General features: G+C 68.1%; 33 protein-coding genes and 1 tRNA gene. 9 read left to right on the plus strand and 25 right to left on the minus strand.

The window, feature by feature from the left end; translation table 11 throughout:
- The 10 genes from QT17_RS05905 to QT17_RS05950 all read right to left on the minus strand — a co-directional run.
- The coding region (locus QT17_RS05905) for a molybdopterin-dependent oxidoreductase (protein WP_039457713.1) at nt 1-400 on the minus strand (400 nt) is incomplete at its 3' end.
- 44 nt (nt 401-444) lie between these two features.
- A complete protein-coding gene (locus QT17_RS05910; protein ID WP_039457715.1) occupies nt 445-792 on the minus strand; it encodes a DUF190 domain-containing protein in 348 nt (115 codons plus the stop codon).
- Between the two features lie 56 nt (nt 793-848).
- Nucleotides 849-1,460, minus strand: coding sequence for a DUF1641 domain-containing protein (locus QT17_RS13875; protein WP_200883383.1), 612 nt, complete (start codon nt 1,458-1,460; stop codon nt 849-851).
- 8 nt (nt 1,461-1,468) lie between these two features.
- Entirely contained in the window at nt 1,469-2,605 is a 1,137-nt protein-coding gene (locus QT17_RS05920) for an NAD(P)/FAD-dependent oxidoreductase (RefSeq protein WP_039457716.1), read from the minus strand.
- Between the two features lie 88 nt (nt 2,606-2,693).
- A complete protein-coding gene (locus QT17_RS05925; RefSeq protein WP_039457719.1) occupies nt 2,694-3,695 on the minus strand; it encodes a hypothetical protein in 1,002 nt (333 codons plus the stop codon).
- Nucleotides 3,679-4,143 carry a cytochrome c gene (locus tag QT17_RS05930; RefSeq protein WP_052155177.1) on the minus strand — a complete coding sequence of 155 codons (465 nt, stop codon included), beginning with the start codon at nt 4,141-4,143 and terminating at the stop codon, nt 3,679-3,681. The genes QT17_RS05925 and QT17_RS05930 overlap by 17 nt, the downstream gene beginning before the upstream one ends.
- A 46-nt stretch (nt 4,144-4,189) precedes the next feature.
- A complete protein-coding gene (locus QT17_RS05935) occupies nt 4,190-4,708 on the minus strand; it encodes a DUF3341 domain-containing protein (RefSeq protein WP_039457725.1) in 519 nt (172 codons plus the stop codon).
- Nucleotides 4,709-4,717: 9 nt separating this feature from the next.
- Complete coding sequence (nrfD, locus tag QT17_RS05940) at nt 4,718-6,067, minus strand: NrfD/PsrC family molybdoenzyme membrane anchor subunit (RefSeq protein WP_039457736.1); 1,350 nt, start codon at nt 6,065-6,067, stop codon at nt 4,718-4,720.
- Nucleotides 6,060-8,693 (minus strand): 4Fe-4S dicluster domain-containing protein, encoded by a 2,634-nt coding sequence (locus QT17_RS05945; RefSeq protein ID WP_039457739.1) that lies wholly within the window; start codon nt 8,691-8,693, stop codon nt 6,060-6,062. The genes nrfD and QT17_RS05945 overlap by 8 nt, the downstream gene beginning before the upstream one ends.
- 7 nt (nt 8,694-8,700) lie before the next feature.
- Nucleotides 8,701-9,336, minus strand: a complete 636-nt coding sequence (locus QT17_RS05950) for a cytochrome c3 family protein (RefSeq protein WP_039457742.1) — start codon at nt 9,334-9,336, stop codon at nt 8,701-8,703.
- A gap of 227 nt (nt 9,337-9,563) precedes the next feature.
- On the opposite strand from QT17_RS05950, the gene QT17_RS05955 reads away from it, so the two are divergent.
- Nucleotides 9,564-9,650 (plus strand) — tRNA-Leu (locus QT17_RS05955).
- A gap of 28 nt (nt 9,651-9,678) precedes the next feature.
- Complete coding sequence (gene tsaE, locus QT17_RS05960; RefSeq protein ID WP_039457753.1) at nt 9,679-10,119, plus strand: tRNA (adenosine(37)-N6)-threonylcarbamoyltransferase complex ATPase subunit type 1 TsaE; 441 nt, start codon at nt 9,679-9,681, stop codon at nt 10,117-10,119.
- Here the strand turns inward: tsaE and QT17_RS05965 are convergent.
- The 3 genes from QT17_RS05965 to QT17_RS05975 are packed head-to-tail and all read right to left on the minus strand — an operon-like array spanning nt 10,081 to nt 11,839.
- Nucleotides 10,081-10,566, minus strand: coding sequence for a TlpA disulfide reductase family protein (locus tag QT17_RS05965; protein WP_039457756.1), 486 nt, complete (start codon nt 10,564-10,566; stop codon nt 10,081-10,083). The genes tsaE and QT17_RS05965 overlap by 39 nt on opposite strands.
- Before the next feature lie 43 nt (nt 10,567-10,609).
- Entirely contained in the window at nt 10,610-11,110 is a 501-nt protein-coding gene (locus tag QT17_RS05970; protein WP_039457758.1) for a metal-binding protein, read from the minus strand.
- A 15-nt stretch (nt 11,111-11,125) separates the two neighbouring features.
- The gene (locus QT17_RS05975) at nt 11,126-11,839 is read right to left on the minus strand and encodes a cyanophycinase (RefSeq protein ID WP_039457761.1); all 714 of its coding nucleotides are present in this window, start codon (nt 11,837-11,839) and stop codon (nt 11,126-11,128) included.
- 82 nt (nt 11,840-11,921) lie between these two features.
- Here QT17_RS05975 and QT17_RS05980 point away from each other — a divergent pair, with 82 nt between their 5' ends.
- Nucleotides 11,922-12,482: a TetR/AcrR family transcriptional regulator gene (locus tag QT17_RS05980; RefSeq protein ID WP_039457764.1), complete on the plus strand. Its 561-nt coding sequence runs from the start codon at nt 11,922-11,924 to the stop codon at nt 12,480-12,482.
- Nucleotides 12,479-12,973: a CarD family transcriptional regulator gene (locus QT17_RS05985; RefSeq protein WP_039457767.1), complete on the plus strand. Its 495-nt coding sequence runs from the start codon at nt 12,479-12,481 to the stop codon at nt 12,971-12,973. The genes QT17_RS05980 and QT17_RS05985 overlap by 4 nt, the downstream gene beginning before the upstream one ends.
- On the opposite strand, the gene QT17_RS05990 is transcribed toward QT17_RS05985, so the two are convergent.
- Genes QT17_RS05990 through ispD form a run of 3 tightly spaced genes read right to left on the minus strand, consistent with a single transcriptional unit; the run spans nt 12,970 to nt 14,973 of the window.
- Nucleotides 12,970-13,539, minus strand: a complete 570-nt coding sequence (locus tag QT17_RS05990) for a hypothetical protein (protein ID WP_039457768.1) — start codon at nt 13,537-13,539, stop codon at nt 12,970-12,972. The two genes, QT17_RS05985 and QT17_RS05990, sit on opposite strands and share 4 nt — an antisense overlap.
- Nucleotides 13,526-14,344, minus strand: coding sequence for a 4-(cytidine 5'-diphospho)-2-C-methyl-D-erythritol kinase (gene ispE, locus QT17_RS05995; protein ID WP_039457771.1), 819 nt, complete (start codon nt 14,342-14,344; stop codon nt 13,526-13,528). Before ispE ends, QT17_RS05990 begins: the two co-directional genes overlap by 14 nt.
- Complete coding sequence (ispD, locus tag QT17_RS06000; protein WP_039457774.1) at nt 14,332-14,973, minus strand: 2-C-methyl-D-erythritol 4-phosphate cytidylyltransferase; 642 nt, start codon at nt 14,971-14,973, stop codon at nt 14,332-14,334. Before ispD ends, ispE begins: the two co-directional genes overlap by 13 nt.
- Nucleotides 14,974-14,987: 14 nt before the next feature.
- Here ispD and QT17_RS06005 point away from each other — a divergent pair, with 14 nt between their 5' ends.
- Entirely contained in the window at nt 14,988-15,773 is a 786-nt protein-coding gene (locus QT17_RS06005; protein ID WP_039457777.1) for an undecaprenyl-diphosphate phosphatase, read from the plus strand.
- Here QT17_RS06005 and QT17_RS06010 read toward each other — a convergent pair.
- Nucleotides 15,765-16,826, minus strand: coding sequence for an aminotransferase class V-fold PLP-dependent enzyme (locus tag QT17_RS06010; protein ID WP_039457781.1), 1,062 nt, complete (start codon nt 16,824-16,826; stop codon nt 15,765-15,767). The genes QT17_RS06005 and QT17_RS06010 overlap by 9 nt on opposite strands.
- A 147-nt stretch (nt 16,827-16,973) precedes the next feature.
- On the opposite strand from QT17_RS06010, the gene QT17_RS06015 reads away from it, so the two are divergent.
- The 3 genes from QT17_RS06015 (at nt 16,974) to QT17_RS06025 (ending at nt 18,921) form a co-directional block, all read left to right on the plus strand.
- On the plus strand, nt 16,974-18,023 hold the full coding sequence (locus QT17_RS06015; RefSeq protein ID WP_039457783.1) for a DnaJ C-terminal domain-containing protein: 1,050 nt from the start codon (nt 16,974-16,976) through the stop codon (nt 18,021-18,023).
- Nucleotides 18,024-18,140: 117 nt separating this feature from the next.
- Nucleotides 18,141-18,362, plus strand: coding sequence for a cold-shock protein (locus QT17_RS06020; protein ID WP_014516375.1), 222 nt, complete (start codon nt 18,141-18,143; stop codon nt 18,360-18,362).
- Nucleotides 18,363-18,435: 73 nt separating this feature from the next.
- Nucleotides 18,436-18,921 (plus strand): GNAT family N-acetyltransferase, encoded by a 486-nt coding sequence (locus tag QT17_RS06025; RefSeq protein WP_039457788.1) that lies wholly within the window; start codon nt 18,436-18,438, stop codon nt 18,919-18,921.
- 7 nt (nt 18,922-18,928) lie between these two features.
- Here the strand turns inward: QT17_RS06025 and QT17_RS06030 are convergent, their stop codons facing one another.
- Genes QT17_RS06030 through QT17_RS06040 form a run of 3 tightly spaced genes read right to left on the minus strand, consistent with a single transcriptional unit; the run spans nt 18,929 to nt 20,464 of the window.
- A complete protein-coding gene (locus tag QT17_RS06030; RefSeq protein ID WP_003043460.1) occupies nt 18,929-19,168 on the minus strand; it encodes a ferredoxin in 240 nt (79 codons plus the stop codon).
- Between the two features lie 59 nt (nt 19,169-19,227).
- On the minus strand, nt 19,228-19,767 hold the full coding sequence (locus tag QT17_RS06035; protein ID WP_039457799.1) for a hypothetical protein: 540 nt from the start codon (nt 19,765-19,767) through the stop codon (nt 19,228-19,230).
- 4 nt (nt 19,768-19,771) lie between these two features.
- On the minus strand, nt 19,772-20,464 hold the full coding sequence (locus QT17_RS06040) for an NTP transferase domain-containing protein (protein WP_039457801.1): 693 nt from the start codon (nt 20,462-20,464) through the stop codon (nt 19,772-19,774).
- A 24-nt stretch (nt 20,465-20,488) separates the two neighbouring features.
- Here QT17_RS06040 and QT17_RS06045 point away from each other — a divergent pair, with 24 nt between their 5' ends.
- Entirely contained in the window at nt 20,489-21,130 is a 642-nt protein-coding gene (locus QT17_RS06045) for a DUF1648 domain-containing protein (protein ID WP_039457804.1), read from the plus strand.
- 18 nt (nt 21,131-21,148) lie between these two features.
- Here the strand turns inward: QT17_RS06045 and QT17_RS06050 are convergent, their stop codons facing one another.
- From QT17_RS06050 to QT17_RS06070, 5 genes are all read right to left on the minus strand, one after another.
- On the minus strand, nt 21,149-22,762 hold the full coding sequence (locus QT17_RS06050) for a PEGA domain-containing protein (protein ID WP_039457808.1): 1,614 nt from the start codon (nt 22,760-22,762) through the stop codon (nt 21,149-21,151).
- Nucleotides 22,763-22,830: 68 nt separating this feature from the next.
- Nucleotides 22,831-23,781 (minus strand): acetyl-CoA carboxylase carboxyltransferase subunit alpha, encoded by a 951-nt coding sequence (locus QT17_RS06055; RefSeq protein ID WP_039457811.1) that lies wholly within the window; start codon nt 23,779-23,781, stop codon nt 22,831-22,833.
- Entirely contained in the window at nt 23,765-24,622 is an 858-nt protein-coding gene (gene accD / locus QT17_RS06060) for an acetyl-CoA carboxylase, carboxyltransferase subunit beta (protein ID WP_039457814.1), read from the minus strand. The genes QT17_RS06055 and accD overlap by 17 nt, the downstream gene beginning before the upstream one ends.
- A gap of 1 nt (nt 24,623) precedes the next feature.
- Nucleotides 24,624-24,986, minus strand: coding sequence for a polymer-forming cytoskeletal protein (locus QT17_RS06065; RefSeq protein ID WP_039457816.1), 363 nt, complete (start codon nt 24,984-24,986; stop codon nt 24,624-24,626).
- A gap of 10 nt (nt 24,987-24,996) precedes the next feature.
- Nucleotides 24,997-25,887, minus strand: a complete 891-nt coding sequence (locus tag QT17_RS06070) for a M23 family metallopeptidase (RefSeq protein WP_039457818.1) — start codon at nt 25,885-25,887, stop codon at nt 24,997-24,999.
- Between the last annotated feature and the right edge of the window lie 17 nt (nt 25,888-25,904).

A 25,904-nucleotide genomic window follows, 5' to 3' on the forward strand; every position in this document is an offset into this window, starting at 1 on the left:
CGCCCCGCTCGGGGGGAAGGGGCTCGCCGAAGAGGGTGTGGGCCAGGATCACGTCCTCCCGCAGGAGGTCCTCCAGGAGGAGGTTGGTGGTGTAGCCCCCGTAGGCGTGGACCAAGGCGGCCACCGCCTCGGGCTTGGGCCTGGCCCTTTCCAGGAGGTCCCTGATCCGCACCCCCTTCCAGGCCACGTCCAGCCGGCTCCAGCGGGTGACGCAGTGGAAGTCCCGGGTGAGCTCCACCTGGGGCAGGGCCAGGAGGTCCGGGTAGGTGAGGGTAAGCGGGGTTTCCACCAGGCCCCAAAGGCTAAAGCGCCACCTCTCCGGTGTAACCCTAGGCTCTTCCCCGTAGGTGAGGATGGGGAAGCGCTCGGTGACGATCTGGCCCGGGGGAATCCTTTCCATACCCCTAGGCTAGAGGGGAACGCCCAAGAAAAAAGCAAGGCCGCTCACCGGCTTTGGTAGCGAAAGACCCTCACCTTCTCCAGGGTGATGAGCCCCTCCTTCACCATCCCCTCCAGGACGGGCAAAAAGGCTTGGATCCTTTCCTCGGTGTCCACGATCTCCACCACCACGGGCAGGTCCTCGGAAAGCTGCAGGACCTTGGCGGTGTGGATGCGGGAGTGGGCGCCATACCCCATGAAGCCCTTGAGCACCGTGGCCCCCGCCAAGCCCCGCCGCTTGGCCTCCAGAACGATGGCCTCGTGGAGGGGGCGGCCCCCAAACCGGTCCGACTCCCCCAGGAAGATGCGGAGGAGCAGGGCCTCGCCCAAAAGGCCCGGAGGGTGCTCCGCCATGGGAAAAGGCTACCACAAACGGGGCCGGGAAGCTTCCCGGCCCCGTGGGAGCGGCGCTACTTCTTGGGCATCATCTTGGCCATCATGGCCTCGAGGGCCTTCATGTCCTCGTTCACGTGGCCAAAGGCCTTGCCCAGGGCCTTGAGGAGGAGGAAAAGCACCCCCAAGGCCTTCTGCACCTCGGGGTCGGCCAGTTGCTTGAGGAGGCCCGCCAGGCCCACCCGGGGGGGCTCCCGCAGGGTCTCGGGGGTGAAGGTTTCCGCAAGCCCCCGCTCCAGGGCGCTCGCCATCATGCCGATGGCGGCGGGCTCAATGCGGGAAAGGATGTCCAAGACGTTGGCCCCGTGGGAAACAAGCCTGAGGAGCTGGGGCTCCATGAGCATTCCCAGGCCCTCGCCGAAGTTCTCGGAAAGGTGGCCGAGGAAGGCCAAAGCCCCCGACTTCTCCAGCTTCTCCAGGGTTTCCGCCAGCTTCTCCAAGGCCTCCGCCTGGTCCAGGAAGCGGGCCAGGAGGGAAACGAGCTCCAGGTTCTTGGGGTCCAGAAGGAGGCCCAGGTTCTCGGAAAGGGTATCCCCCGCGCCCACCTTTGCCAGCAGGCCAAGCCCGCTTTTTTCCAGCACCTCCTCTATGCGGGCGAGGCGCTCTTCCACCGACAGGGTCTTCTCCATAACTCCTCCTACTCAATGAGGGTGGCGAACCAGAAGCCCTCAAAGAGCATCTTGGTCACCCGCACCCACTTGCCCACGGCCATCACGCCGCAAGAGGGCATGCCCGTGCCCGCCAAAACCCTTTCAAAGGAGCACTGAGGCAGGAGGGCGTTGTCGCCGAAGTCCATGATGCACATGGCCACGGGGTTGAAGGGCTCCCCGATGTAGGCCCCCTTGAGGTCAGAGGCGATGACCCCGGCCACGTACTCCCCCTGGAAGTGGGCCACCACCCCGGCGGGGGGCAGCATGAGGGCGGGGTTCACGGTGTCGCCGATGACGAAAACGTTGGGGAACTTGGGGGAGCGGAAGGTGGACCTGTGCACCTCGGGGAAGCCGTTTGGCCCCGCCAGGGGGGATTCCCGCACCACCCGGTTGGGGGCGAAGGGGGGCGTGAGGATGAGGAGGTCGTAGGCGAGCTCCCGCCCGTCCTTGGCCTTCACCCTGCCGCCCTCAAAGGCCACCGGCTCAAACTCCCCGTGGAAGGCGATGCCCTTGGACTTGAGGATCTCCAGGACCTTGCTGGAGATCACCGGGCCCATGCCCGCCAGGGGGGCCGGGTTCAGGTGGAAGACCTCCACCGTGCTCTTCTCCCGCACCCCCTTCACCTTGAGGGCGAACTCCACCTGCCCCGCCACCTCGTAAGGCGCGGGCGGGCAGGGGTAGTACTGGGAGGAAACCCCCACCACCACCCGGCCTCCCTTGAAGTCCTTCAGGGCCTGGCGGAGGCGAAGGGCCCCCTCGAGGCTCCAAGGGGCGTGCCCGTCCTTGGCGGGGGAAGGCATGGCCTCCGCCCCCAAGGAAACGATGAGGTAATCGTAGGTGAGTTCCCCGGCGCTGGTCCTCACCTTGCTGTGGGCCGGGTCCAACGCCTCCACCGTGGCCTGGAGGTACTGGATGCCCCGCTTTTCCAGGTTGGCAAGGGGTCTGCGCACCTCTTCAGGCTCCCGCATGCCGAAGGCCACCCAAGGGTAGGCGGGCATGAACTCGTGGTAGGCGCTCTTGTCCACCAGGGTGACCTCCACCTCCCGCCCCAGAAGCTTCTTCACCTTGTTGGCCGCCACCAGGCCGCCCGAGCCGCCTCCCAGGACTAAAACCCTCGTCGCCATCTCCTACCTCCTTGGGTACCTATACCGTGTACCCCTAAGCCCAGTTTCCCCCCGGGCCTCTTGTGAAGGTAGGTGCAAATGCCCCGGCTCAGCCTTGCCGTAGCCTGGCGGCGAACAGGAGGCCGAGGCCCAGGAAGCCCAACACCTCCCCCACCCCAACCCCCCGGCCCAGGGCGGGCAGGAGGTACCAGGCGAGGTGAAGGAGGCGGAAAAGGGGGATCCAAAGGGCCACGGGGAGGAGGAAGCGGGCCTCCCGCTTGGGCGGGTTGGTGAGGAGGTAGAGGAAGGGGAGGAAGAACCCCCCCACCACCCAAAGGGCAGCCACCTCGTCCCAAGGACCCTGGAGGCGCTTGAGGTAAAACTCCACCTCGTGGGGCAGGTCGGCCCCCCAGACGATGATGAGGGTGGTGGCCTCCACGTAGATCCAGATGATGGAGAAGGCCAGGAGGAGGTTGGTGTGGTTCTGGGCCTGGCCCAGGAGGGCAGGGGTCCCCTTCCGGGCCGCCAGGGCCACGGCCAGGGAAAGGGCGAGGAGGACGGCGGAGAGGAGGAGGATGGCCCCAAAGGAGGCGGAGTAGAAGTGGGCCTCGAGGCTCTTGAAAAGGTCAAAGGCGAGGAAGGTGCCCGCCACGAAGCTCAGGGCAAGCCCCCAGGCCCCCACCTCCGCCCGGTGCTCCCTGGGGCGGAGCCTCGTCAGGACCCAGGCGAAAAGCGCGAAGAAGACCAGGTAGCGCAGGAGGAAAAAGGGCGCGTTCAGGTAAGGGGCCCGGTGGCGCAGGATGGGGTCGGAAAGGGCCTCGGGCCTCGCCCAGGGAAAGAGCTCGGGCAGGAAGAGGAAAAAGGGCAGGCCCAAAAGCCCCATGAAGGGCAGGAGCCGGGCCAAGGGGTAGAGGTAGGGCTCCAAGGGAATCCCCCAGCGGCTCGTGAGGGCGTTATGGAGGAGGAGGAGCAAAAGGGCCCCCAGGGAGAGGAGGAGGAAGAAGGCGAAGGGGAAGTAGGCGGCGGGGGCCCCGAAGAGGAAGGCCAGGGCGTAAAGCCCCAGGCCCAAGGCCCAAGGCCAAGCGCGGGGTGCCTCAATGGACCTCTGCATCCAACACCTCCTTGGGACAGGCCGCCTCCAGGAGGCAGCGCTTGATGTAGTGGGCGATGAGCCAGCGCTCCCGTTCGGGAATGCGGCTTTTATAGGAGAGCATGCGGCCAAAGCCGTTGGTGGCGGCGAAGTAGAAGTAGCCCTCGGGCATCCCCCGCACCGCGGGGTCGTGGTAGGAGCGGGGCTTGGGGACCCCTAAGGGGATGACCCGACCATCCCCTTCCCCCCGCACCCCATGGCAGACGGCGCAAAAGCTCTGATAAAGCGCCTTTCCCCGCAAGAGCTCCGCCTCCGCGAAGGTGAAGGGGTTTTCCGCAAAGCCCCCTTCCGGCCTCACCCCAAGCCGCACCTCGGGGTTCAGGTTCTCCCCAAAGCGCACCCGCTCCTCCGGCACCTCCACCGCCAAGGGCGCGGGGCGGAAGGCCTTGGCCTTGGGCTGGTCCCACATCCAGCCACAGGCGGAAAGGAGAAGGGAAAGGGCGAGGAGAAGAAGCCTAGTCACGCCGCACCTCCTCCACCTCCGCCCCCAGGGCCTCGAGGAGGGCCCTCGTGGCCTCGGGGTCAAAGCGGGGGTCCGTGGCGTAGAGGAAGACCCCGTAGCGGTCCAGGAGCACCTCGGCATACCCCCGGGCCCGCACCGCGGGGTGGGCGGCCAGGGGCAAGCCGTTGATGTAGAGGAGATAGAGGAAGATGCCCACGGTGATGGTGAGGATGGTGAGCTCAAAGGTCACGGGGATGAAGGCGGGCCAGCCCAAAAGGGGCTTGCCTCCAGCGTTGTGGGGGTAGTCCAAGGTGGTGTAGACCTGGAGGAAAAGCCCAAGCCCCGCCCCCAGCACCCCCAGGAAAAAGGCCACCCAGGGGATGCGCCCATCTCCCCCCAGCACCTCCTCAACCCCCTCCACGGGGTTAGGGGTTAGGGCCTCGAGGCGGCGGTACCCCTTCGCTTTCAGGGCCCTCAGGGCCGCCAAAAGCTTCTCCGGCGCGTCAAAGTAGGCCATGTAGCCGTAGAGCATCCTTCCCTCCTAGTGCCCCCGCAGCTTGTGGAAGAGGTGGACCATCTCCGCCACGGCGATGGGGGGGAAAAGCCGGATGAAAAGGGCCAGGCCGAAGAGGAAGAAGCCGATGGTCCCGAGGAAAAGGGTCACGTCCACCCAGGTGGGGTGGTAGAGGTGGAAGTTCCCCGGCAGAAAGTCGTGGGAGAGGCTGATCACCACGATGACGAAGCGCTCCAGCCACATGCCCACGTTGGCCAGGATGGAGAAGGCGAAAAGCCAGGTGAGGTTCCGGCGGAAGCGGGGGAACCAGAGGGTCTGGAGGAGGACCACGTTGATGAGCATCATGGCCCAGTAGTAGGGGGCGTAGGGCCCCGTCATCCGCCAAAGCTGCTGGGCCCACTCCGCCGGCTCCCCGCTATACCAAGCGATGAAGATCTCCAGGAGGTAGATGTAGGCCACCCCCAGCCCCGAGGCCAGGGTCACCTTGGCCATCCAGTCCAGGTGCCGCTCGGTGATGACGCCCTCCAGGCGGTACCACTTCCTGAGGGGAAGGATGAGGGTGAGGGCCATGGCGAAGCCCGAGTAGATGGCCCCGGCGGCGAAGAAGGGGGGGAAGACGGTGAGGTGCCACCCCGGCACCAGGCCGTAGGCGAAGTCCATGCTCACCACGGAGTGCACGGAGATAACCACGGGGGTGGCGAGGCCCGCCAAAAGGACGTACACCGCCCGGTAGCGCTGCCAGTGGACGGCGTTCCCCGTCCAGCCCAAGGAGAGCCAGCCGTAAAGCTTCCGCCGCCAGCCCGTGCTCCTTTCCCGCAGGAGGGCCAGGTCGGGGATGAGGCCCAGGTAGAGGAAGAGGGTGGAGATGGTGAGGTAGGTCATGATGGCCAGCACGTCCCAGGAAAGGGGGCTTTTGTACTGGGGCCAGAGGGCCATGTGGGTGGGGTAGGGCATGACCCAGTAGAAGTGTTGGGGCCGGCCCATGTGGATCAGGGGGTAGGTGGCGGCGCAGAGCACGGCGAAAAGGGTCATGGCCTCCGTGACCCGGTTCAGGGAGTCCCGCCAGTTCTGGCGCATGAGGACCAGGATGGCGCTGATGAGGGTTCCGGCGTGACCGATGCCGATCCACCAGACGAAGTGGACGATATCGTACCCCCAGGCCACGGGCTGGTTGATGCCCCAGGTGCCGAGGCCCTGAACGAAGGTGACGAAGATGGCGTAAAGCCAGGCCAGGGTGAGGGCGAAGCCCACCGCCAGGACCACCTTCCAGGGCCGGGGCGGGGGCTTCTCCACGGGCTCCAAGAGCTTCTCCACCAGGGTCCTTTCCGTCCACTCCCCCTGGATGAGGTCGCGGTCCGGGTGGGGTTCCTTAGCCATGGGCCTCCTCCTTCCTTAAGCGGGGGTTCGGGTTCTTGAGGTGGGCCAGGTAGGTGGTGCGGGGCCAGGTGTTGGCCTCCTCGAGGAGGACGTAGTGCCGCCCCTCCTGGCGGTGGGCCTGGATGGGGTCCTCGGGGTCCAGGAGGTCGCCGAAGTGGATGGCCTTCCCCGGGCAGACCTCCTGGCAGGCGGTCCTCACCTCCCCGGTGCGGATCCTGCGCCCCTCCTTGGCCGCCTCCGCCCGGGAAAGCTCTATCCGCTGCACGCAGTAGGTGCACTTTTCCATGACCCCCCGGCTCCGCACCGTCACCTCGGGGTTCATGAGGAGGGAAAGGGGGCTTTCCTTGGCCTTACGGGGGTCACCGTTGCCGATGAAACGCTCGGCGTAGGGGAAGAAGTTGAAGCGGCGAGCCTTGTAGGGGCAGTTGGCGGAGCAGTACTTGGTGCCCACGCAGCGGTTGTAGACCATGAGGTTTAGCCCCTCGTCGGAGTGCTCCGTGGCCGCCACGGGGCAGACCGCCTCGCAGGGCGCCTTCTCGCAGTGCTGGCACATCACGGGCTGGTGGAGGGCGCCCTCGGGGGTGAAGTAGCGGTCCAGGCGGATCCAGTGCATCTCCCGCCCCTTCTGCACCTCCTCCTTCCCCACCACGGGGACGTTGTTCTCCACCTGGCAGGCCAGCACGCAAAGCCCGCACCCGAGGCAGCGGCTCAGGTCCACGGTCATGGCCCAGGCGTGCTCCCCCTGGGGCCAGGGAGGGTAGAAGGAAAGACGCTTCTCCTCCTTGGGCTCCCTTAGGGCCTCCTCCTCGGTCATCACGTGGACCGCCTCCACCTCCCCCAAATAGCCGTGGTACTGGGTGGAAACCAAGGGGTAGTCCCGCCCCGTGGGGGCGACCTCCGCCGGGAAGACCACCCCCTCGGGGTGGAAGAAGTGGGAAAGGGGGGCCACGAGGCTTCCTTCCGGCAAAAGGGGCAAAGGCCAAAGGGGCAGGAGGGCCTCCCGCGCCCCCGCCCGCACCCGGAGGAGGGGCCTCCTGGGGTCGGCCCTGCGCTCCCGGGCCCGGACCCCCTCCAGAAGCCCCCAAGCCTCCACCTGCCCCTCCCCCGCCAACAGGGCCCCGTCCCAGACCAGGCGGGTGAGGGGCCGGGGAAGCTCCTGGAGGTAGGGGTTTTCCCGATAGCGGCCGTCAAAAAGGCTCGCATCCGGGCGTAGGGTGAGCTCCAGGGGGGCCTCCCGCCGCAAGGGGGGAAGCCGGTCCAAAAGGCCGGGCCTCAGGGCCACCTCCAATCCCTCCGCCTCGGCCAAGGGACGGCCCTCCGCCAGGGCCCGCTTTTCCTCGGGGGAGAGGGCGGGGAGCTCCTCGCCCAGGAGGCCCGCCAGAACCTCTTCCAGAGACTTTCCTCCCCAGAGGGGCTTCACCAGGGCCTGGGCGGGCCAAAGCCGCCCCAGGGCGTCCCGGTGCTGGCCCGAGGCCTCCAGGGGGTGGGCCAGGGGGAGGCTGTAGGGAGCCTCTTTGGGGTAGAGGGAAAGCGCCGCGGCGAAGGCCTTGCCCATGAGGCTCGGCAAGGGCCCCTCCGCCGCCCACACCAGGCGGCTCGCCCGCTCCGCCTCCAGGAAGGCTTGGGGCGTGGCCGGCTCCGCCTCGGGCGGGGCCACGTAGGCCACGGGGGCCTCGAGGCGGGCGTTCACCGCCATGGCCAAAGCCTGGGCCCCGGGGGAGAGGTGGACCCCGGGAAGCACCACCCCGCCCCGCCTGAGGTCCTCCACCAAGGCGGGGAGGAAGCCCCCATAGTCCGAGGCCGGGCTTCCCGGCACCACCCCCAGGGCCCGGGCCAGGTCCAGGAGGAAGGCCTCCACCCCGCTCGGCTTCAGGGCGAGGCGATGATCGGCCAGGGCGCCTAGGAGGCCCGCCCCGCTCTCCACGGCGTAGATGCGGTTCATGGGAGGAAGGCGCCTTTGGGCCAGGGCGCCTCCCCAGAGGTAGCCCGCTGGGTGCTCGTGGAGGTCCACGTCCAGAAGGAGCACCCTCTCGGCGCGCTCCGGCTGGTAGACGGGCCAGGCCCTGCGCCCGAAGGCGAGCTCCGCCCCCAAGTAGACGTTTTCCAGGCTCCAGGCCTCAAACCGGGCCACCCTGAGGTTGGGGTAGCGAGCCAGGGCCCTTCGCAGGAGGCCCTCGAGGCGGGGCGAGGTGGTCCGGGGGAGGACGAGGAGGGCTTCCCCTTCCCCCAGCGCCCTGCGCCAGGCGGCGAAAAAGCCCTCCCAGTCGGGCGCCTTGCCCTTGCGGACCGGGTCGTAAAGCGCGTAGAGGGAGGCCAAGGGATAGGGGCTCATGGCCCCTTCATGGGGGGCGAGAAAGAGGGGCCGCTCCTGGTAGTGGCGCACCCGCACCGCCTCGGCGAAGCCCGCATGGGGGAAGGCGGTGACGAACTCCGCCCGCCCTCCCTCCACCACCCACTCGGGCTGGCGCACATAGGGCACCCCCTTGCGCCGCACCACCGGGGTGCAGGCGGCAAGGCTTAGGAGGCCCAAGGCCAAAAACCCCCGCCGGCTCACGGGGCCAAAGGGAAACTCCTCGCGGTAAAGCTCCTTTTCCAAGGACTCGGGAAAGCCGCGCGTCTTCTTCATACGCCTCCTAGCGGTGGCAGGTGTTGCAGCTTGTCAGGGCCTCGGGGGAACGGATCCCGTACACCTCCTTGAGCTTCTTGCCGAGCTCGGGGTCGGGGGTGTAGGCCATGTTGAAGACCTGCTCCTTGGGCCTCAGATGGGCCTCAGGGTTGCGGTGGCAGGAGAGGCAGAACTTCATGGTGAAGGCCTGGGGCTGGTAGACCACGGCCATCTGGTCCACCCGCCCGTGGCACTCGGCGCACCCCACCCCCTTGGCCACGTGGGCGGCGTGGTTGAAGTAGACGAAGTCGGGGAGGTTGATGACCCGGTTCCACTCTATGGGCTTCCCCGTTTCCCAGCTTTCCCGCACCAGGGCCAGGTTGGGGCTATCGGGCTTCACGTAGGTGTGGCAGGTCATGCAGGTTTCCGTCGGGGGGAGGCCAGCGTAAGGGGCGTGCTCCACCGCAGCGTGGCAGTAGCGGCAGGAAAGCCCAAGCCCCCCGGCGTGAAAGGCGTGGCTGAAGGGAATGGGTTGCTCCACGGGGAAGGTGCGCTGCTCAAAAGCCCCCACCGCCACCCCCGAGAAAATCACCCCCAAGAGGGCGAAAATCCCCAAAACCGAGCCCCAAAAGAGGGTACGTACCCAACGGTTGCGTCTCCGCATGCCACCTCCGGCCTTGGGGCCTTAGGCTACGGGCGCGCCGCCTGGGGTTCCATCAGGGGCCACCGGCGCTTCCATAAGGGGAGCCGGCTGCGCCCACGCCCACCCCTTCGCAAGAGCGTTTCAGGGGTAATCTACCCAAGGGATATAGGGACAAATGTCCCAAAAGCGCCAACCTTGACAAGGCAAGGGGTTCTGCTAAACTGAGCCTTGCGCGTGAGGCGCGCCCTGCCGGGATGGTGGAACTGGTAGACACGCCATCTTGAGGGGGTGGTGCCCGCAAGGGCGTGCGGGTTCAAGTCCCGCTCCCGGCACCAAAGAGGCCCTTCGGGGCCTTTTCTTCGTATGGGAACCCTTCTCCTCGCCCGCGAGCTCCGAAGCCTGGAAGACACCCAGGCCCTGGCCCTAGAGGCCCTTCCCCTCCTCCCCGAGGGGGCCCTGGTGGTCCTCGAGGGCCCCTTGGGGGCGGGCAAGACCACCTTCGTCCGCTTCCTGGCGGAGGCCATGGGCTTTCGGGGCCGGGTGACAAGCCCCACCTACACCTTGATCCACACCTACCCCACGCCCCAAGGCCTCCTGGTCCACGCCGACCTCTACCGCCTGAAGGACCCCACCGCCCTCCTCCCCCAGCTGGAGGCGGCCCGGGAAGGGGCGAGGCTCGTCTTGGTGGAGTGGGGGGACTCGAGGGACTTAGAGGCGGACTTCCTCCTCCGCCTCACACCAGAGGAAGAGGCGCGGCGGGCGGAGCTATGGCACCTCCACCCCGGCGAGGAGGAGGGCGTCTAGCAAGGCCTCCCGCCCGGCCCGCCCGGCGAAGAGGGCCACCACCTTCCCCTCCCCGTCCAGCACGAAGGTCCAGGGCTGGCCCAAAACCTTGAAGCGGTTGGCCACCTCGTGGGGTTTGTCCCGGTCCGAGGCCAGGAGGGGGATGAAGCGGGGGTAGGCCTTCATGTAGGCCAGGACCACCTCCTTGGTGTCTTTGGGCTCGCGGCTGATGACGTAAAAGGGCACCCCGGTTTCCTCCGCCACCTTGTGGAGGCCCGGGAACTCCGCCCGGCACACCGGGCACCAGCTGGCCCAAAACACCAAGACCGCGGGCTTTTTCATGGTGGCGGGGGTAACCAGGTTGCCCTTGGGGTCCAAAAGGGCGAAATCGGGGACGCGCTCCCCCGGTTGCACGGCCCAGGCCAAACCAAGGAGCGCCCCCAAAACCAGAAGAACCCGTTTGCCCATATCCCCATTCTCTACCCTGCCCCGGCTCGGTATGTGCACCGCCTTACCTTGGCCGTCGCAGCCGCTTGAGGTCGTGGTCGGGCCAGATGCCGTCCGCCACCAGGTGAAGCCACTGGGAAAGGTAGTAACCCAAAAGCCCCCACCAAAGGGCCTCCTTGGGCCAGGAAGGGGGTCTAAGGTCCAGGGGTGCCCCCAGATGGGCCAAAAGGGCCTGGGCCAGGGAGGCCAAGGCCCACGCCACCCCACCCAGGTAGGCGAGCCGGGTCAAGGGTCCCAGGACCCAGGTGTGGGAAAGCCCCCGGTGGCGGAAAAGCCACCCGTAAGGGCGCCAAAGGAAGCCCAAGACCCCCCAGCGCCGCCCGGAGCGCACCCCCTTTTCCGCCAGATCCAGGTCGGGGGAGAGCAGGTAGGTGCCGGCCAAATAGGCCAAGGCGAAGGCCAGGGCCCGAGGCTCCTCGGGGGAGCCCCCTTGGGCCAGGTAGGCGAAGGCCCCGGTCCCCAAAAAGGTCAGGTTGATGGCCTCGTGCACGCGCCCCGAGGGCATGGGGCCATGGTAAGGCTAAAGGGCGGGCAAGGGGAAGCGCTCCCCCGCCGAAAGCACGTCCACCTTAAGCCCCTTCACCCCCCTGGCGGTGAACTCCGCCCCCCCGGCGTCCACCAGGGTCACTCCGCCCGCCCAGACCTCCCCTAGGCCCTTGAGGAGGCGCAAGGCGGTGTTTTCCAAAAGCCCCAGGCCCACCAGGTCGGGGTTATCCGCCACCAGGCGGGAAAGGGCCAAAAACCGCCCCCGCTCCTCCACCCGCGGCAAAAGGGCGAGGCCCCGGAGAAGGGCTAAGCCCAAGGCCGCCCGCACCTCTCCCTCCAGGGAGTAGAAGGCGGCCTCCCCCAGTATCCCCGCCGCCTCCCCCAAGGCCACCACGCCCCCGCCTTGGCGGTACACCTCCAGGAGGGCCTGAAGGAGGAGGCTTCCCCGGATGAGGTCCAAAAACTCCGGGAGACCCTCGGCGGCCAACAGCACCAAGGGGCTTTCCGCCACCTTATGCGCCACCTCGGGGTCAAAGGCCTCCTCCCTTCGCCTCAGGTAGACCACCTTCCCCCGCCTAAGCCCCAGGTGGCGGTAGGCCAGGCGCCAGGCCTCCGCCAGGTCCCGCAAAGGGTAAGGCACGAGGAAGAGCGCCTCCCCCCGGGCCTCCGCCAAAAGCCTCTCCTCCACAGGGCGCAAGGCCCCCCGCAAGGGGTCCGCGGTGAGCAAGGCGAAAAAGCCCTGACGCATACCCTGCCTCCTTGCCCTTTAGGGTAGCGCCTTCCTCATGAAAGGAAAAGGGCGGTGTGGTAGACTCAAGGACGTGGCCGCGATGGTATCCCCCCCGGGGGCGATTTCCAAGGACAAGAAGCGGGCCATCCTCGAGGCCACCTTGGAAATCCTCCGGGAGATGGGGCTTTCCGGGCTGAAGATGGAGGAGGTGGCCCGGAGGGCAGAGGTGGGCAAGGGCACCATCTACCTCTACTTCCGCGACAAGAAGGACCTCCTGCGCTCCTTGGTGGAGGAGAGGACGTGGGCCTTCTACCGGGAAGTGGAGGAGGTGGTGCGCCTGCGGGCGCCCTTTTTTGTGCGCCTGGAAGCCCTCTTGCGCAAGCGCCTGGCCTGGATAGAAGAATGGCGGGGCCTGTGGGCCGCCGTGGCCCGGGAGGCCATGGAGGACCCCACCCCTTGGCTGAAGGGCCTGCACCAGCACTACCTGGATCTCCTGGAGGAGCTGGTGCGAAGCGGCCAGGCGGAAGGGGCCGTGCGGCCCGAACTTTCCCCTAAGGCCACCGCCGCCGTCCTCGCGGCCTTAGGGTGTACCCCCCAACTAGAGGTGGAGGCCTACATGGAGCACCTCCTTTTGGTGCTCCGGAAAGGAGTCGCGCCGTGAAAGAGTTTCGTCCCGGCGACAAGGTGGTCCTACCCCCTTACGGGGTCGGTGTGGTGGCGGGCATAGCCCAACGGAGCGTGAGCGGTGTGAGCCGGGCCTACTACCAGGTGGATTTTCCCGGCTCCCGTTCCAAGGCCTACGTACCCGTGGAGGCCCCCCACAGCGTGGGGATGCGCAAGGCCTTGGCCCCGGAGGAGGTACCCGTCATCCTGGACCTCCTGAAAAACGGGCGCATGCCCCTGCCCAAGCAGTGGGCGGCCCGGCACCGGAAGACGAGCGAGATCCTGGCGGACGGGAACCCCTACCGCATCGCCCAGATGGCGGGGCAGCTTCGGGCCTGGGAGCTGGAGCGGGGCCTCGCCGACCTGGACCGCCAGGCCCTAAGGCGGGCCATCTACCTATTGGCGGAAGAGGTCTCCCAGACCCTGGAGATCAGCGTGCAAGAGGCCAAGCGCCTCTTTGAGGAAGCCTGGGGCGAGGAGCTCAACTAGAGGAGGAGGCTCCAGGTCTTCTTTTCCATCTCCAGGATGCGCCCCAAGTAGTGGTGGAGAAGGCCCGGGTCCAGGCCGGCAAGCTGGCCCTGGGCCATGACTTCCAGGTCATAGAGCACCGCTTGGAACTCCGGGGCCGACCAGTGCTCGGCGAGCTCCTGCCAGGGGCCTTCCCCTTCCACGTGGGCGTTCCAGGCCTCGAGGAAAAGGCGGTTTAGGAAGTAGAAGAGGACGAGGCGGTAGGGGTAAGGGAGCCCGGCCATCTCCTGCAAGAGGGCCACGTACTCCCGGCGCACCGGGTGAACGGGCTCCTTGGGGTCCGCCCCCTGGGAAAGGAGCCAGTCCAGCTCCTCCACGGTGGCCATGAGGGCCTGAACCAAAGGGGGGCGGTGGGGTTGCGGGGCTTCCAGGAGAAGCCCCACCTGGTAGTGGTAAAGGGCCTCCACGAAAGGGTAGTCCTGCTTGAGCCAAAAGAGAAACCGCTCCTCGTCCCAGCGGATGGGAAGGGTCTTCAGGGCCCCTAGAGCCCCGGGGAGGGCGGCGAGCACCTCCTCAAGTGGAGACATGGCCACCTCCTAAAACCCCAAAACGGGCGAACCCCTGGTGCCGCAAGACGGCCACCGCCTCCTTGGCCTGGCCTTCGCTTTCCGCCAGGCCGAAGAAGGCGCTCCCCGACCCCGACATGAGCACCCCCTTGAGCCCCAAGGCCTTCAGGCGGGCCTTCACCTCCTTAAGCTCCGGATAGAGGCGGAAAGCGGGGCCCTCGAGGCTGTTCCAATAGGGGGGCTCCTCCCCCTTCGCCAAAGCCGCCAGGATCTCCTCCACGGGAAGCTCCGGGGCGAAGTCGTGGGGCTTCACCTCCCCGTAGACCCGGGGGGTGGGAAGGCGCAAGCCGGGGGCGAAGACCACCACGGGCAGGGGAGGAAGGGCCACGGGGCGAAGCTTCTCCCCAATCCCCCGCGCCTCCGCTCCCCCGCCCCGGAGGAAAAAGGGCACGTCCGCTCCCAAAGAAAGGGCCAGGGCAAAGAGGTCCACCTCCGCTGGGTAGAGCTCCTTCAGGCCCAAAAGCACCTGGGCGGCGTCCGAGCTTCCCCCACCCAGGCCCGCCCCCTCGGGCAAGGCCTTTTCCAGCACGATCCGCACTCCTCCCGGAAAGCCCGCCACCTCCAGGTACAAAGCCGCCGCCCGGTAGGCGAGGTTCCGCTTGCCGTAGCGGCCCCTGAACTCAATCCCCTCGGGGATGGGCTCCAGATAGAGGCGGTCCCCAAAGGTGAGGGCGGCGAAGAGGGTGTGGAGCTCGTGGTACCCATCGGGCCGCCTCCCCAAAAGGGAAAGGCCCAGGTTGACCTTGGCCACCGCTAGCCGTTCCATGCCCGCGCCAGGGCCTCCGCCAGGAGGAGGTCCTCCGGATAGGTGATCTTAAAGGCCGTGCGTTCCCCTTCCACCAAGGCCACGGGGTAGCCCAAAGCCCGCACCAGCTGGGCGTCGTCCGTGGCGGAAAGCCCCCGCTTCCGGGCGTGGGCGTGGGCCTCCCGCAGAAGGGCGGTGAAGAACCCCTGGGGCGTCTGCACCAGGCGGAGGGCCTCCCGGGGCACCACCTCCCCGTAGCCCTCCCCTTCCGGCCGCACCAGGGTGTCGGGCACGGGCAAAACCGGCACCGCGGCCCCCGTGGCCTGGGTGGCCTTTAGGACCCTTTCCACTAAGCCCCGGCTCACGAAGGGCCGGGCCACGTCGTGCACCAGGACCAAGGGAAGGCTTGCCGCCTCCAAAAGCCGGGCCACGGAGGCCTGGCGGGTGGCTCCACCCGGCAGAAACGTGGCCCTGAGGCCTTTGGGCGCCTCCACCCCCGGGGGCAGAGCCACCAGGACCTCCGCCGCCTGGGCGAAGGGGCCCAAGGCCCACTCCAGGAGGGTCTTTCCCCCCACCTCCAAGAAGGCCTTGGGCCCCAGGCCGAGCCGCTCGCCCCTCCCGGCGGCGGGGATGAGGACGGACACCTCCACGCCCCCATGGTAGCATGGGCCGCATGAGCGCTTGGGAAGCCCTTCTCTTGGGGGTGGTGGAGGGGCTCACGGAGTTCCTGCCCGTCTCCTCCACCGGCCACCTGACGCTACTTTTCCATCTCCTGGGCCTGCCGGTGGAAAGCGACGCCTTTTTGAAGACCTTCCTCATCGCCATCCAGCTCGGGGCCATCCTGGCCATCCTCCTCCTTTACGGGAGGCGCTTCCTGGTGGACCGGGCCCTTTGGTGGCGCGTTGGGGTGGCCTTCCTGCCCACGGCGGCCATGGGCTTCCTCCTCTATCCCTTCATCAAGGGGGTGGTCCTGGGGCGGGACGACGTGGTGGTCTTTTTCCTCTTCTTCGTGGGCCTCGTCCTCCTCTTCGCCGACCGCCTGGCGGAAAGGGCCCGCTTCCAGGACGCCACCGAGCTCCCCTTGGGGCGGGTGGCCCTCATCGGCGTCTTCCAGGGCCTCGCTGCCCTTTTCCCAGGCACGAGCCGAAGCGGGGCCACCATCCTGGGAGGGCTCTTGTTGGGGCTAGCCCGCAAAGGGGCGGCGGAGTTCAGCTTCCTCCTGGCCCTGCCCACCATGCTGGTGGCGGTGGGCTACGACCTCTTCAAAAGCGCCCAGGCGGTGCCCGAGGGGGGGTATGGCCTTCTCCTCCTGGGCTTCCTTTCGGCCCTCCTCACCGCCCTCCTCACCGTGCGCTGGGCCCTCGGCTTCGTGGAGCGCTATGGTTTCCGCCCCTTCGCCCTCTACCGCATGGCCCTGGCCCTGGTCTACGCCTACTTCTTCCTACGCTAGGGCCAAGACCCGGTCCAAGGCCTCCAGGAAAGCCTGGTAAAGCTCCTTCCGGGCCCCCTCCCCCATGAGGCCGAGCCGCAGGACCTCTCCCCGGGTGGGGCCGATCCCCCCCGCCACCGCTACCCCTTGGGCGTACAGCGCCTTGACCAGGCGGTCCGCCTCCACCCCCTCGGGGGGGCGGACCACCAAGACCGTGGGCAAGGGGCTTTCCTTGGGATAGGGGCCAAAGCCCCGGGCCTTTAGCTCCTCCAGGAGCCAGGCGTAGACCTCCCGCGCCCTCTTTTCCCTCGCCTCCACACCCTCCTCCAGGGCCAGGTCCAGGGCCTCGAGGAGGGCGTAGTGGAGAAGGACAGGAGTGGTGTGGTGGTACCCCCCCCGCTCCCAGTGCTCCGCCACCCGGGTGAGGTCCAGGTACCATCCCCGCTTGGCGGAAAAGGCCTTCCTGGCCTCCGCCGAAACCGCCACCGGGGCTAGCCCAGGGGGTGCCGAAAGGCACTTCTGGCTTCCCGTGAAGGCGTAGTCGGCCCCCAGGGCCCGCATGGAAAAGGGAAGCATCCCCAAGGTGGTCACGGCGTCCACAAAGAAAAGGGCCCCGGCCTCCTTGGCCAGGGCCCCGATAGCCTCCGCCGGGTTCAGGACCCCGGTGGAGGTCTCCCCGTGCACCAGGGCCACCATGCGGAAGCGGCGCCGCTTTAGGGCCTGGGCCACCCGCTCGGGGTCCACCGCCTCCCCCGGGGGGAACTCCAAGACCACAGGGTCCAGGCCGTGCAGGGCCGCCATCTCCGCCACCCGGGCGGAAAAGGCCCCGTTCACCAGGACGAGCACCGGGCCTTGGTCCAGGTTGGCCAGGCCCGCCTCCATGCCCAGGCTCCCCGAGCCGGCCAAAGCGGCCACCAGCGCCCCTTCCCCGGGGTCAAAGAGCCTTAAGAGCCGATCTTGGATGGCCCGGTTCACCGCCAAGACCTCGGGGTCCAGGTGCCCCCGCATGGGGCGCAAGAGGGCCTTTTGCACGCGTTCGGGAATGGGGGTGGGTCCGGGGGTCAGGAGCAACATGGGCTTCCTCCTAGATAAAGCGAGGCCCCCGCGGCCAAACCGGGGGGGCCCTTCCCGAAGGAAGGGGCCCCCTACCGGATAGCTCGCAGGAGCCTCATTGCCTGGCACTTTAGCAGAAGGGCGCCCTCCCTGTAAAGTGCTAAGTGGATGAAGGACTACTACGCCATCCTGGGGGTGGGCCGCGAGGCCACCCAGGAGGAAATTAAACGGGCCTACCGCAAGCTCGCCCTGCAGTACCACCCCGACCGCAACCCCGGGGACAAGGCGGCGGAGGAGCGCTTTAAGGAGATCAACGAGGCCTACGCCGTCCTCTCGGACCCCGAGAAGCGGGCCCAGTACGACCGGGGCCTTTTGGGACAAACGGAGTTCTCGGCGGAGGACCTCTTTGACCTCTTCGCCCAGGTCCTCGGCTTCCGCTCCCCCCGAGCCGCCCCCAGGGGGGAGGACCTGGAGGCGGAGGTGGAGGTGGAGCTCCAAGACCTCCTCCTGGGCAAGGAGGCGGAGGTGGTCTACGCCCGGCTCGTGCCCTGCGAGGCCTGCGGGGGCCAGGGGGGGAGGCGGGTGGCCTGCCCCACCTGCGGGGGGCGGGGCGTGGTGGAAAGCGTCCGCCAGGGCCTCTTCGGCGGGTTCGTAACCCGCTCCACCTGCCCCCACTGCAAGGGCCAAGGCCACCTCCTGGCGGAGGCCTGCCCCACCTGCCGGGGACGGGGGCGCATCCCCCGGGAGGAAAGGCTCACCGTGCGCATCCCGCCAGGCATGGACGAGGGGCACCTTCTCCGGGTTCCCGGCTACGGCAACCTGGGCCCCGGAGGGCCGGGGGACCTCTACGTGCGCCTGCGGGTGCGCCCCCATCCCCACCTGGAGCGCCAAGGGGCCGACCTGGTCTACCGCCTGCGCCTGGGCCTGGCCCAGGCGGCCTTGGGCGCCCGGGTGGAGGTGCCTGGGCTTTCCGGCCCCATTCCCCTGGAAATCCCCCCGGGCACGGGGCACGGGGAGGTGTTTGAGCTACCGGGTGAAGGCCTCCCCCACCCCGGGGGCCGGGGACGGGGGGCGCTAAGGGTGGTGGTGGAACTCGCCGTCCCCAAAAGGCTTTCCCCCAAGGCGCAAAAGCTCCTTAGGGCCTACGCCGAGGAGGTGGGGGAGGAGGTGGCCCCCGAGGGGTTTTGGGAACGGCTTAAGGGGTTCTTCCGCAAGTAGCCCGGTCTGTGGTAAAGTGAGGTATTCCGGGTCGCTTCAGGGTGGCCCCTTGGGTCTAAAGCAACCCCTAAGGCCCCGGATACGGGCCCGGCAAGGGCCCGGAAGCGAAGGAGCGGTATGCAGAAGGGTCGGGTCAAGTGGTTCAACGCGGAGAAGGGCTACGGCTTCATTGAGCGCGAGGGGGACACGGATGTGTTCGTCCACTTCAGCGCCATCAACGCCAAGGGGTTCCGCACCCTGAACGAGGGCGACATCGTCACCTTTGACGTGGAGCCGGGCAAGAACGGCAAGGGCCCCCAGGCGGTGAACGTCACCGTGGTGGAGCCGGCCCGCAGGTAAAAAGGGCAAAGGGCCGCCCCGGGTTGCCCGGGGCGGTTTTCTTTCACACGCCCCTTAGGCGGGGCGGGGTAGCATGGGGGGGATGCGGACCCTAAGCCTCGCCTTCCGCCCGGCGACCCCGGAGGACGCCCCTCTTCTCCACCGCGTCTATCAGCAAAGCCCCGGGTACTTCGCCTTGATCGGGATGGAGATGCCCACCCTCGAGGACGTGGCCCGCGACCTCGCCACCTTGGAAAAAGACCCCCGCCGCCGCGCCTTCCTGCTCTTCCAGGAGGCGGAGGCCGTGGGTTATGTGGACTACAAGCTCCACTACCCCGAGGCGGAGGACGCCACCTTGAGCCTCCTCCTCATCCGGGAAGACCGCCAGGGCCTTGGCCTGGGGCGGCGGGCCCTGGCCCATCTGGTGGACCACCTGGCCGGGGTGGCGCGGCTTTACGCCGTGGTCTACGGCAACAACCCCCGCGCCATCGCCTTCTTCCGGGCCCAGGGCTTCCGCCACGTGAAGGATGGGGGGCCGGCCCTGAGCTGGTACGTGCGCGAGCTCGGGGCCGGCCCCTGAAAGGGGTTTACTCTAGCCCCGCCAGCTTCCGGTTCTTCTCAATGTAGGACTTCCACTGCTCGGGAACGTCCTCCTCGGGGAAGATGGCGTTCACGGGGCAGGCGGGCACACAGGCCCCGCAGTCAATGCACTCCTCGGGGTGGATGTAGAACTGGTCGCCCCCGTCGTAGATGCACTCCACGGGGCACACCTCCACGCAGGACTGGTCCTTGACTCCGATGCAGGGCTCACAGATCACGTGCGGCATCCTTCACCTCCTGAGCAACCGCTCCCCCCTATTTTAGGGCAGGAGCCCCTTTGTCAAGCTCAAAAACCCAGGTGGCGGAAAAAGGCCTCCCGTGGGATGGCCCCCAGGACCTCCTCGCCCCGCACCACCAAAACCAAAGGGCTTTGGAAAAACAAGGGGGCGAGCTCGCTCACGGCCACCTCCGCCTCCACGCTCGGCACCTCCTCCAAGGGCAGGATGCGGTCGGAAAGGCCCAAGAGGCCCACGGGCCGCCCCTCCTGGAGCAAGAGGGCCGCCCCCCGGCCTTCATAGGCCTCGAGGCCCTCCACCCGGGGCAGGGGCCGGGCCAGGCGGCGGGCCGGGGTGGGGCCGAAAAGCCCGGCGGTGAGCAAGGTGGTGCAGGGCACCCGCACCGCCTTCTTGGCCAGGTAAAGGGCGAAGGTAAAGGCGAGGACGAACCCCAGGCCCTCTAAAAGCCCCAGCAGGTTAAAGCTTCCCCAACCAAGCCGGCCCCCCTCCCCCAAGAGGACGTGGAGGAGGTAGGAGAAAAGTAGCCCCAGCACCAAGGCCGCCAGGTAGGCGAAAAGCCCCGCCAGGCGTAGCTCCTTCACCGTGCGCATGGGTTTAGCTTACCAGCTCCTCCTCCCGGTCCACGTCCACCCCCACCTCGGGGTAGGGGGTGAGGAGGGCCCGGGCCTCCACCCCCAGGATGCGGCGGGCCCGGGCCTCCACCTCGGCCAGGGAAAGCCGCCCCAAGAGAAGCTTGAGGAGGATGTCCAGCCCCACCAGGCGGGCCAGGGCCAGGGGCCTTTTGCGCAGGGCCACCACCTGTTTGGCCAGGGGCAGGGCCTGGAAGAAGAGGGCCTTGTCCAGGAGGAGGAGGTTTCCCCCGGTGAAGGTCCCCTCCTTGAGCCGGGCGTAGGTGCGCTTGGTGTTGGGAAAGCGGGCCTCCACCGCCTCCTTGGGCACGATGGGGTAGACCAAGGCCGCCTCCGGGGCCCTTTCCAGGACGAAGCGCACCGCCTCCGGGGTCAGGTGGGGGATGTCGGCGGTGGCCACCAGGACCCGGCCTTCCACGTGGGCCAAGGCCGCTTCCAGGTTATCCAGAAGGGTTCCCCGGTCGGGAAGCGTCAAACGGGGCGAAGGGGTCAGCCCCGGGTTTTCCCCCACGTAGAGGGCGGAAAGCCCCGCCTGGGCCAGGGCCTCGAGGACCCACTCCGCCAAGGGCCTCCCCCGGTAGGGCACCAAAGCCTTGCTCCGCACCCCGTACTTCCTGGCCCAAGCCTCCTCCCCGCCCCCCAGGACGATGGCCTCCATGCCCCCATGGTATAGGCTTGGGGCGTGGAGCGCCTCCTCGCCCCCTTGGGGCTTCTCCTCACCTGGAGCCTCACCCTTTACGCCTACCTCCACCTGCCGGAAAGGATCCCCGCCCACTGGAACCTCCAGGGGGAGGTGGACCGCTACGGAAGCCGTCTGGAGATCTTCCTCTTGCCCCTGGTCCTCACCTTCCTCCTTTACCCCCTTTTGGCCTGGGCGCCCCGGTGGGACCCCAAGATGCGGGGAAAGGCGCCCCCCATCTGGCCCTGGCTCACGGCGGGGGTGGTTTGGTCCTCCTTCCTCCTGCAAGGGGCCATCCTCTACGCCACCTGGCAAAGGGCGCGGGGAAACCCTTTTCCCGTGGAGCAGGCCATCCTCTTGGCGGCGGGCCTCCTCTTTTTGACCCTCGGCCTCCTCCTGCCCAAGCTCCCCCCCAACTACCTGGCCGGGGTGCGCACCCCTTGGACCCTGGAAAGCCCCCTGGTGTGGCGGAAGACCCACCGGCGGGCGGGCCTCGTCTTCGCCCTCTTGGGGCTTCTTGCCTGGGCCGCCGCCTTCTTGGGGGGCCTTGGGGTTTGGCTGTGGCTTTTGGGGCTCCTCTTGGGAAGCGGGTACCTGGTGGTCTTCTCCTACCTGGCCTGGCGCAGGGAAAACCCCGGCCCTTAGGGCCGGGGTCCCCTTGGCCTAAAGGGGCCTAAGCTCCAGGCGGAGGACCTGGTTGCCCCCTACCCGGAGGGGCTGCACTAAGGTGCGGTAGCCCTTGGCCACCAAGGTGAGCTCGTGCTCGCCGAAGGGCACCTCCAGGCGCAGGTAGCCACCCCGGGCCACCCCCACCTCTTCCCCGTCCAGGAAGACCCGGGCCTCCACGTTGAGGTAAAGCTCCAAGACCGCCCGCAGGGGCACGAGCTCCACGGAAAGCCTCAGGCTTTCCCCAGGGCGCACCTCCACCTGGGCCCGGTACTCCGCGTACCCAGGGGCCACCACCCGCACCTCGTGCAGGCCGGCCTCGAGGCTAAGGCGCACGGAGCCCCGCCCCGCCAGGCGGCCATCCACGTAGACCTCGGCCCCTTGGGGCCTCACCTCCAGCCAAAGCTCCCCGGTGCGGATGGGAACGAGGCTCGCGGCAAGCCGCGTCTCCCGGCCCCGCTCCACCCGCAGGCTTGCGGTGTAGGGCTCGTAGCCGGGAAGTCTGAGCTCCACCCGGTAGGTCCCCTCCTCCAGGGCAAGCCGCAAGGGGGTGCGCCCCCTAAGCTGCCCGTTCAGGTACACCTCGGCCCCTGCGGGGCTGGACTCCAGGAAGAGGGTGCCGGTGCGAATGGGGTTCAGGCGCACCTCCAGCCGCGTGGTCTCCCCCCGGCGCACCTCCACCCGGGCGCGGTAAGGCTCATAGCCGGAAAGCCTGAGCTCCACCTCGTACCGCCCCTCGGGCAAGGCGAGGCTTAGGGGGGTGCGGCCCCGCAAGGCGCCATCCAGGTAGACCTCCGCTCCCGAGGGGGTGGAGGAGACCGCCAAGGTGCCCTGCCGGGGCTCGGGCACGAGCTGGGCGAAGATTTGCACCCTCTCCCCGGGCCTGGGGTTCACCGCCACCCGGTAGGGCTGAAAGCCGGGTAGCCGCACCTCCACCTCCTGCCGCCCCGGGTTCACGGAAAGGGAAAGGGGCGTGCGCCCTTGGAAGCGCCCATCCAGGTAGACCTCGGCCCCTTGGGGCCTCGAGTCCACCGCCAGGGTGGCCGTGGCCGGGGTGGTGGGGGGCGCGCTCACCCGGCCCACGTAATAGCGGGCCACGTCCGTGACCCAGTCCCGGGCGGGGATGGGCTCAATGACGATGGAAAGGGCCCGCGCCAACCCCTCCGCCCCCTGGACCTTAACCCGGTTCCCCTCCACGTCCAAAATCTCCTGCAGGGAAAGGGGCCTGCGGCTCGCCACCGCCAGGATGCGGTCCTCCCCCTCGGGGCCCGTCACGGTGTAGCGGTAGCGGGCCCCTTCCGAAGGGAAGCGCCGGGTCTCCCCCGCCCTCAGGAAGTTGTCCCGCTCGTAGGCGTTGGGCAGGATGGGGTCAATCCTGCCGTCGGCGTTGATGTTGAAGAGGTAAACGTAAGCGTCTTGGTTGACGTTCACGTAGATGTAGATGGGCTCGCCCACCTGATAAACGGCATTCCCGCGCTTGGCCGGGTCCTTATCCACCCAGACCCTCACCGCCAGATCCGTGGGCACCGGGTTGATAAGGATGCCCTGGGGGCTAAGCTGCTGGGCCAAGGCTGCCCCCAAACCCAGGACCGCCAAAAGGAGCTTCCGCATATCCCTCACCTCCGCCCTTAGGCTAAAGGCTTCCTGTGAAAATCCTGAGGGAAGGAGGCCAAGGCTCCTTAAGACTCGGCGTAAGCCCCCAGGGCGCGGAAGCGGCGGTAGCGGTCTTGGTAAAGCGCCTCCGGGGAAAGGGCCTTCAGCTCCTCCAGGGTCCGCAAGAGGGCTTCCTTCACGTTCTGTATGGCCCGGTCCGGATCCTTGTGGGCCCCGCCCTCGGGCTCGGGGATGATGGCATCCACCACCTTCAAGGCCAAGAGGTCCTGGGCCGTGAGCTTCAGGGCCTCCGCCGCCTTGGGGGCCTCCTTGGCGTCCCGCCAGAGGATGGCGGCGCAGGACTCGGGGCTGATCACCGAGTACCAGGCGTTTTCCAGGATGAGGACCCGGTTGGCCACCCCGATGGCCAAAGCCCCCCCGCTTCCCCCCTCCCCCAGGATCACGGCGATGGCGGGCACCTTCAGGCGCCCCATGCGCTGGATGCTCTGGGCGATGACCCAGGCCTGGCCCCGCTCCTCGGCGGAAACCCCGGGGTAGGCCCCCGGGGTGTCAATGAAGCTGATGAGGGGGTAGCCGAAGCGGTCCGCCAGGTCCATGAGGCGCATGGCCTTGCGGTAGCCCTCGGGGTGGGGCATGCCGAAGTTGCGCCTGAGGTTTTCCTTGGTATCCCGCCCCTTCTGGTGGCCCACCACCACCACCTTTTCCCCCTCCAGGTAGGCGAGCCCCCCCACGATGGCGGGGTCGTCGGCGAAGGCCCGGTCCCCGTGGAGCTCCAAAAAGTCCCGAAAGGCCTTCTCCAGGACGTCCAAGGTGGTGGGCCGCCCCGGGGCGCGGGCGAGCTGCACCCGCTGCCAGGGGGTGAGGTGGCCGTAGATCTCCTGCTTGAGCCGGGCCAAGCGCTCCTCCAGGAGGCGGATCTCCGCCTCCAGGTCCACGCCCGTGGTGCGGGCGGTCTCCTTGAGCTCCTGGATGCGCTTTTCCAGTTCCAGGATGGGCTTTTCAAACTCCAGGGGCATAGGGGACTCCGGGGTGCAGGTGGCGCAGGGCCCGGACCAGTTCGCCCTTGAGCTGGCGCCGGTCCGTGACCCGGTCCACCATGCCGTGCTTCAGGAGGAACTCCGCGCGCTGGAAGCCCTCGGGAAGCTCCTGGCGGATGGTCTGGCGGATGACCCGGGGGCCGGCGAAGCCGATGAGGGCCCCGGGCTCGGCGAAGATCACGTCGGCGAGGGCGGCGAAGCTGGCCGTGACCCCGCCCGTGGTGGGGTCGGTGAGGATGGAAACGTAGGGAAGGCGTTTGGCCCAAAGGAGGTCCAGGCTCATCACCGTTTTGGCCATCTGCATGAGGGAAAGGGCCGCCTCCTGCATCCTCGCCCCCCCCGAGGCGGCCACGATGACCAAGGCCCTTTCCTCCGCCGCCGCCCGCTCCACCCCCCGGGCGATCTCCTCCCCCACCACGCTCCCCATGGACCCGCCGGCGAAGGCATAGTCCATGACCAAGAGGACGCTCGGAACCCCCCCGATGGCGCAGGTGCCGCCCAGGATGGCGTCTTTGCGCCCCGTTTCCTTCTGGTAGGCTTGGAGGCGCTCGGCGTAGGGTTTGGTGTCCACGAAGCCCAAGGGGTCCAAGGGGGCGAGGCGGGTGGTTTCCTGGAAGGTTCCCTCATCCGCCAGCATGGCCACCCGCTCCGCGGCGGACATGCGGTGGTGGTGGCCGCACTTGGGGCAGACGTAGAGGTTTTCCCTAAACTCCTTCTTGTAAAGCTGGGCCCCGCAGGCCTCGCACTTGGTCCAAAGCTCGGGGACATCCCGGTTTTCTCCGCTTGGGCGCTTGCGGCGAAAAAGCCTCTCCAGGGCCACGCTACGCCTCCTTGGGGGCCTCGAGGGCCCGGCTCTCCCCCGCTAGGCTCTGGCCGATGAAGACCGCCCCCGCCTCCACGTCCAGGGCCTGGGCCCGCACGCTTCCCGTGAAGCGGGCGGTCTTGGAAAGGGCCACCTTGGCGGCGGTGATGTCCGCCTTCACCTCCCCGTGGATCTGGACGGCCTGGGCCTCCACCCGCTCCCCCTCTATGCGGCCCGTCCGCCCCACCTCCAGCTCCCCCTCCACGTAGACCGAGCCCCGCACCAGGCCGTCAATGCGCACCTGGCCCTTGGCCTTGAGGTCCCCCAGGACCTCGGTGTCGGACCCCAGGTAGGTGAGGGTGTGCTGCCTCCTCCCCAGCATCCGCCCCATTCTAACGGGCCGCCTGGAGATAGGGCCTCGGGTCCAAGGGAACGCCGTACCGGTAGACGCCATAGTGGAGGTGGGGCCCCGTGGAGCGGCCGGTGGAGCCCACCAGGCCCAGCACCTGCCCCTTTTCCACCCTTTCCCCAGGCCGCACCAGCACGCGGGAGAGGTGGCCGTAAAGGGTCTGGTACCCCTCCGCGTGGTCCAGGAGGACGGCGAGGCCATAGGGCCCCATCCAGCCCACCCGGGCCACCACCCCGCCCCCCGTGGCGTACACGGGAGCCCCGTAAGGGGCGGAGAAATCCAGGCCGTCGTGGAACTCCAGGCCGGGGCCGAAGGGGTTCTTGCGGGTGCCGAAAAAGGAGGTGATGCCCCCATAGCTCCGCAAGGGAAGCCCCTGGGGTAGGCTCGCCTCCACCTCCAAGGTCCGCTCCAGGGCTGGGACCAGCTCCCGCACCTGGTTTTGCAGGTCCAGCACCGTGGTCCGCACCTCCGCCCACCCCGCCATGGCCCCCCCGCCCTGGCCCCCCGCCTGGTAGCGCACGGGGAGGGCGTTTATCGGGGAAAGCCCGGCGCGGCGGCGGAGCTCGTCTATGGCCTTTTTTAAGGCCTCCAGCTCCTTCTTGGTGCGCTCCGCTTCCTCCGAAAGCGCCCCGTTTTTGGCCTTTTCCGCCTCCAAGGCCAAGGAAAGCCTCCGGGCCTCCAGGGAGAGGGCCCGCATTCTCGCCTCCAGGTCCCGGGCCTCCTTGGCCCGGTGCCAGAAGTAAAGGTTGGCCCCGCTCCAGAGGGCCAAAAGGGCCAAGAGGAGGAGGGCCGCCCACCCGGGAAGGCTTAAGGCGCGGCTTCCCCCGCCGCTTCTGGCCAGGAGGAGGGTGTAGCGCACGGGCCGCCTTTTCATCCGGAAGAGTATACCCT

The sequence above is a fragment of the Thermus sp. 2.9 genome (genome assembly GCF_000794385.1).
In the GTDB taxonomy this organism is placed as follows: Bacteria; Deinococcota; Deinococci; order Deinococcales; family Thermaceae; genus Thermus; species Thermus thalpophilus.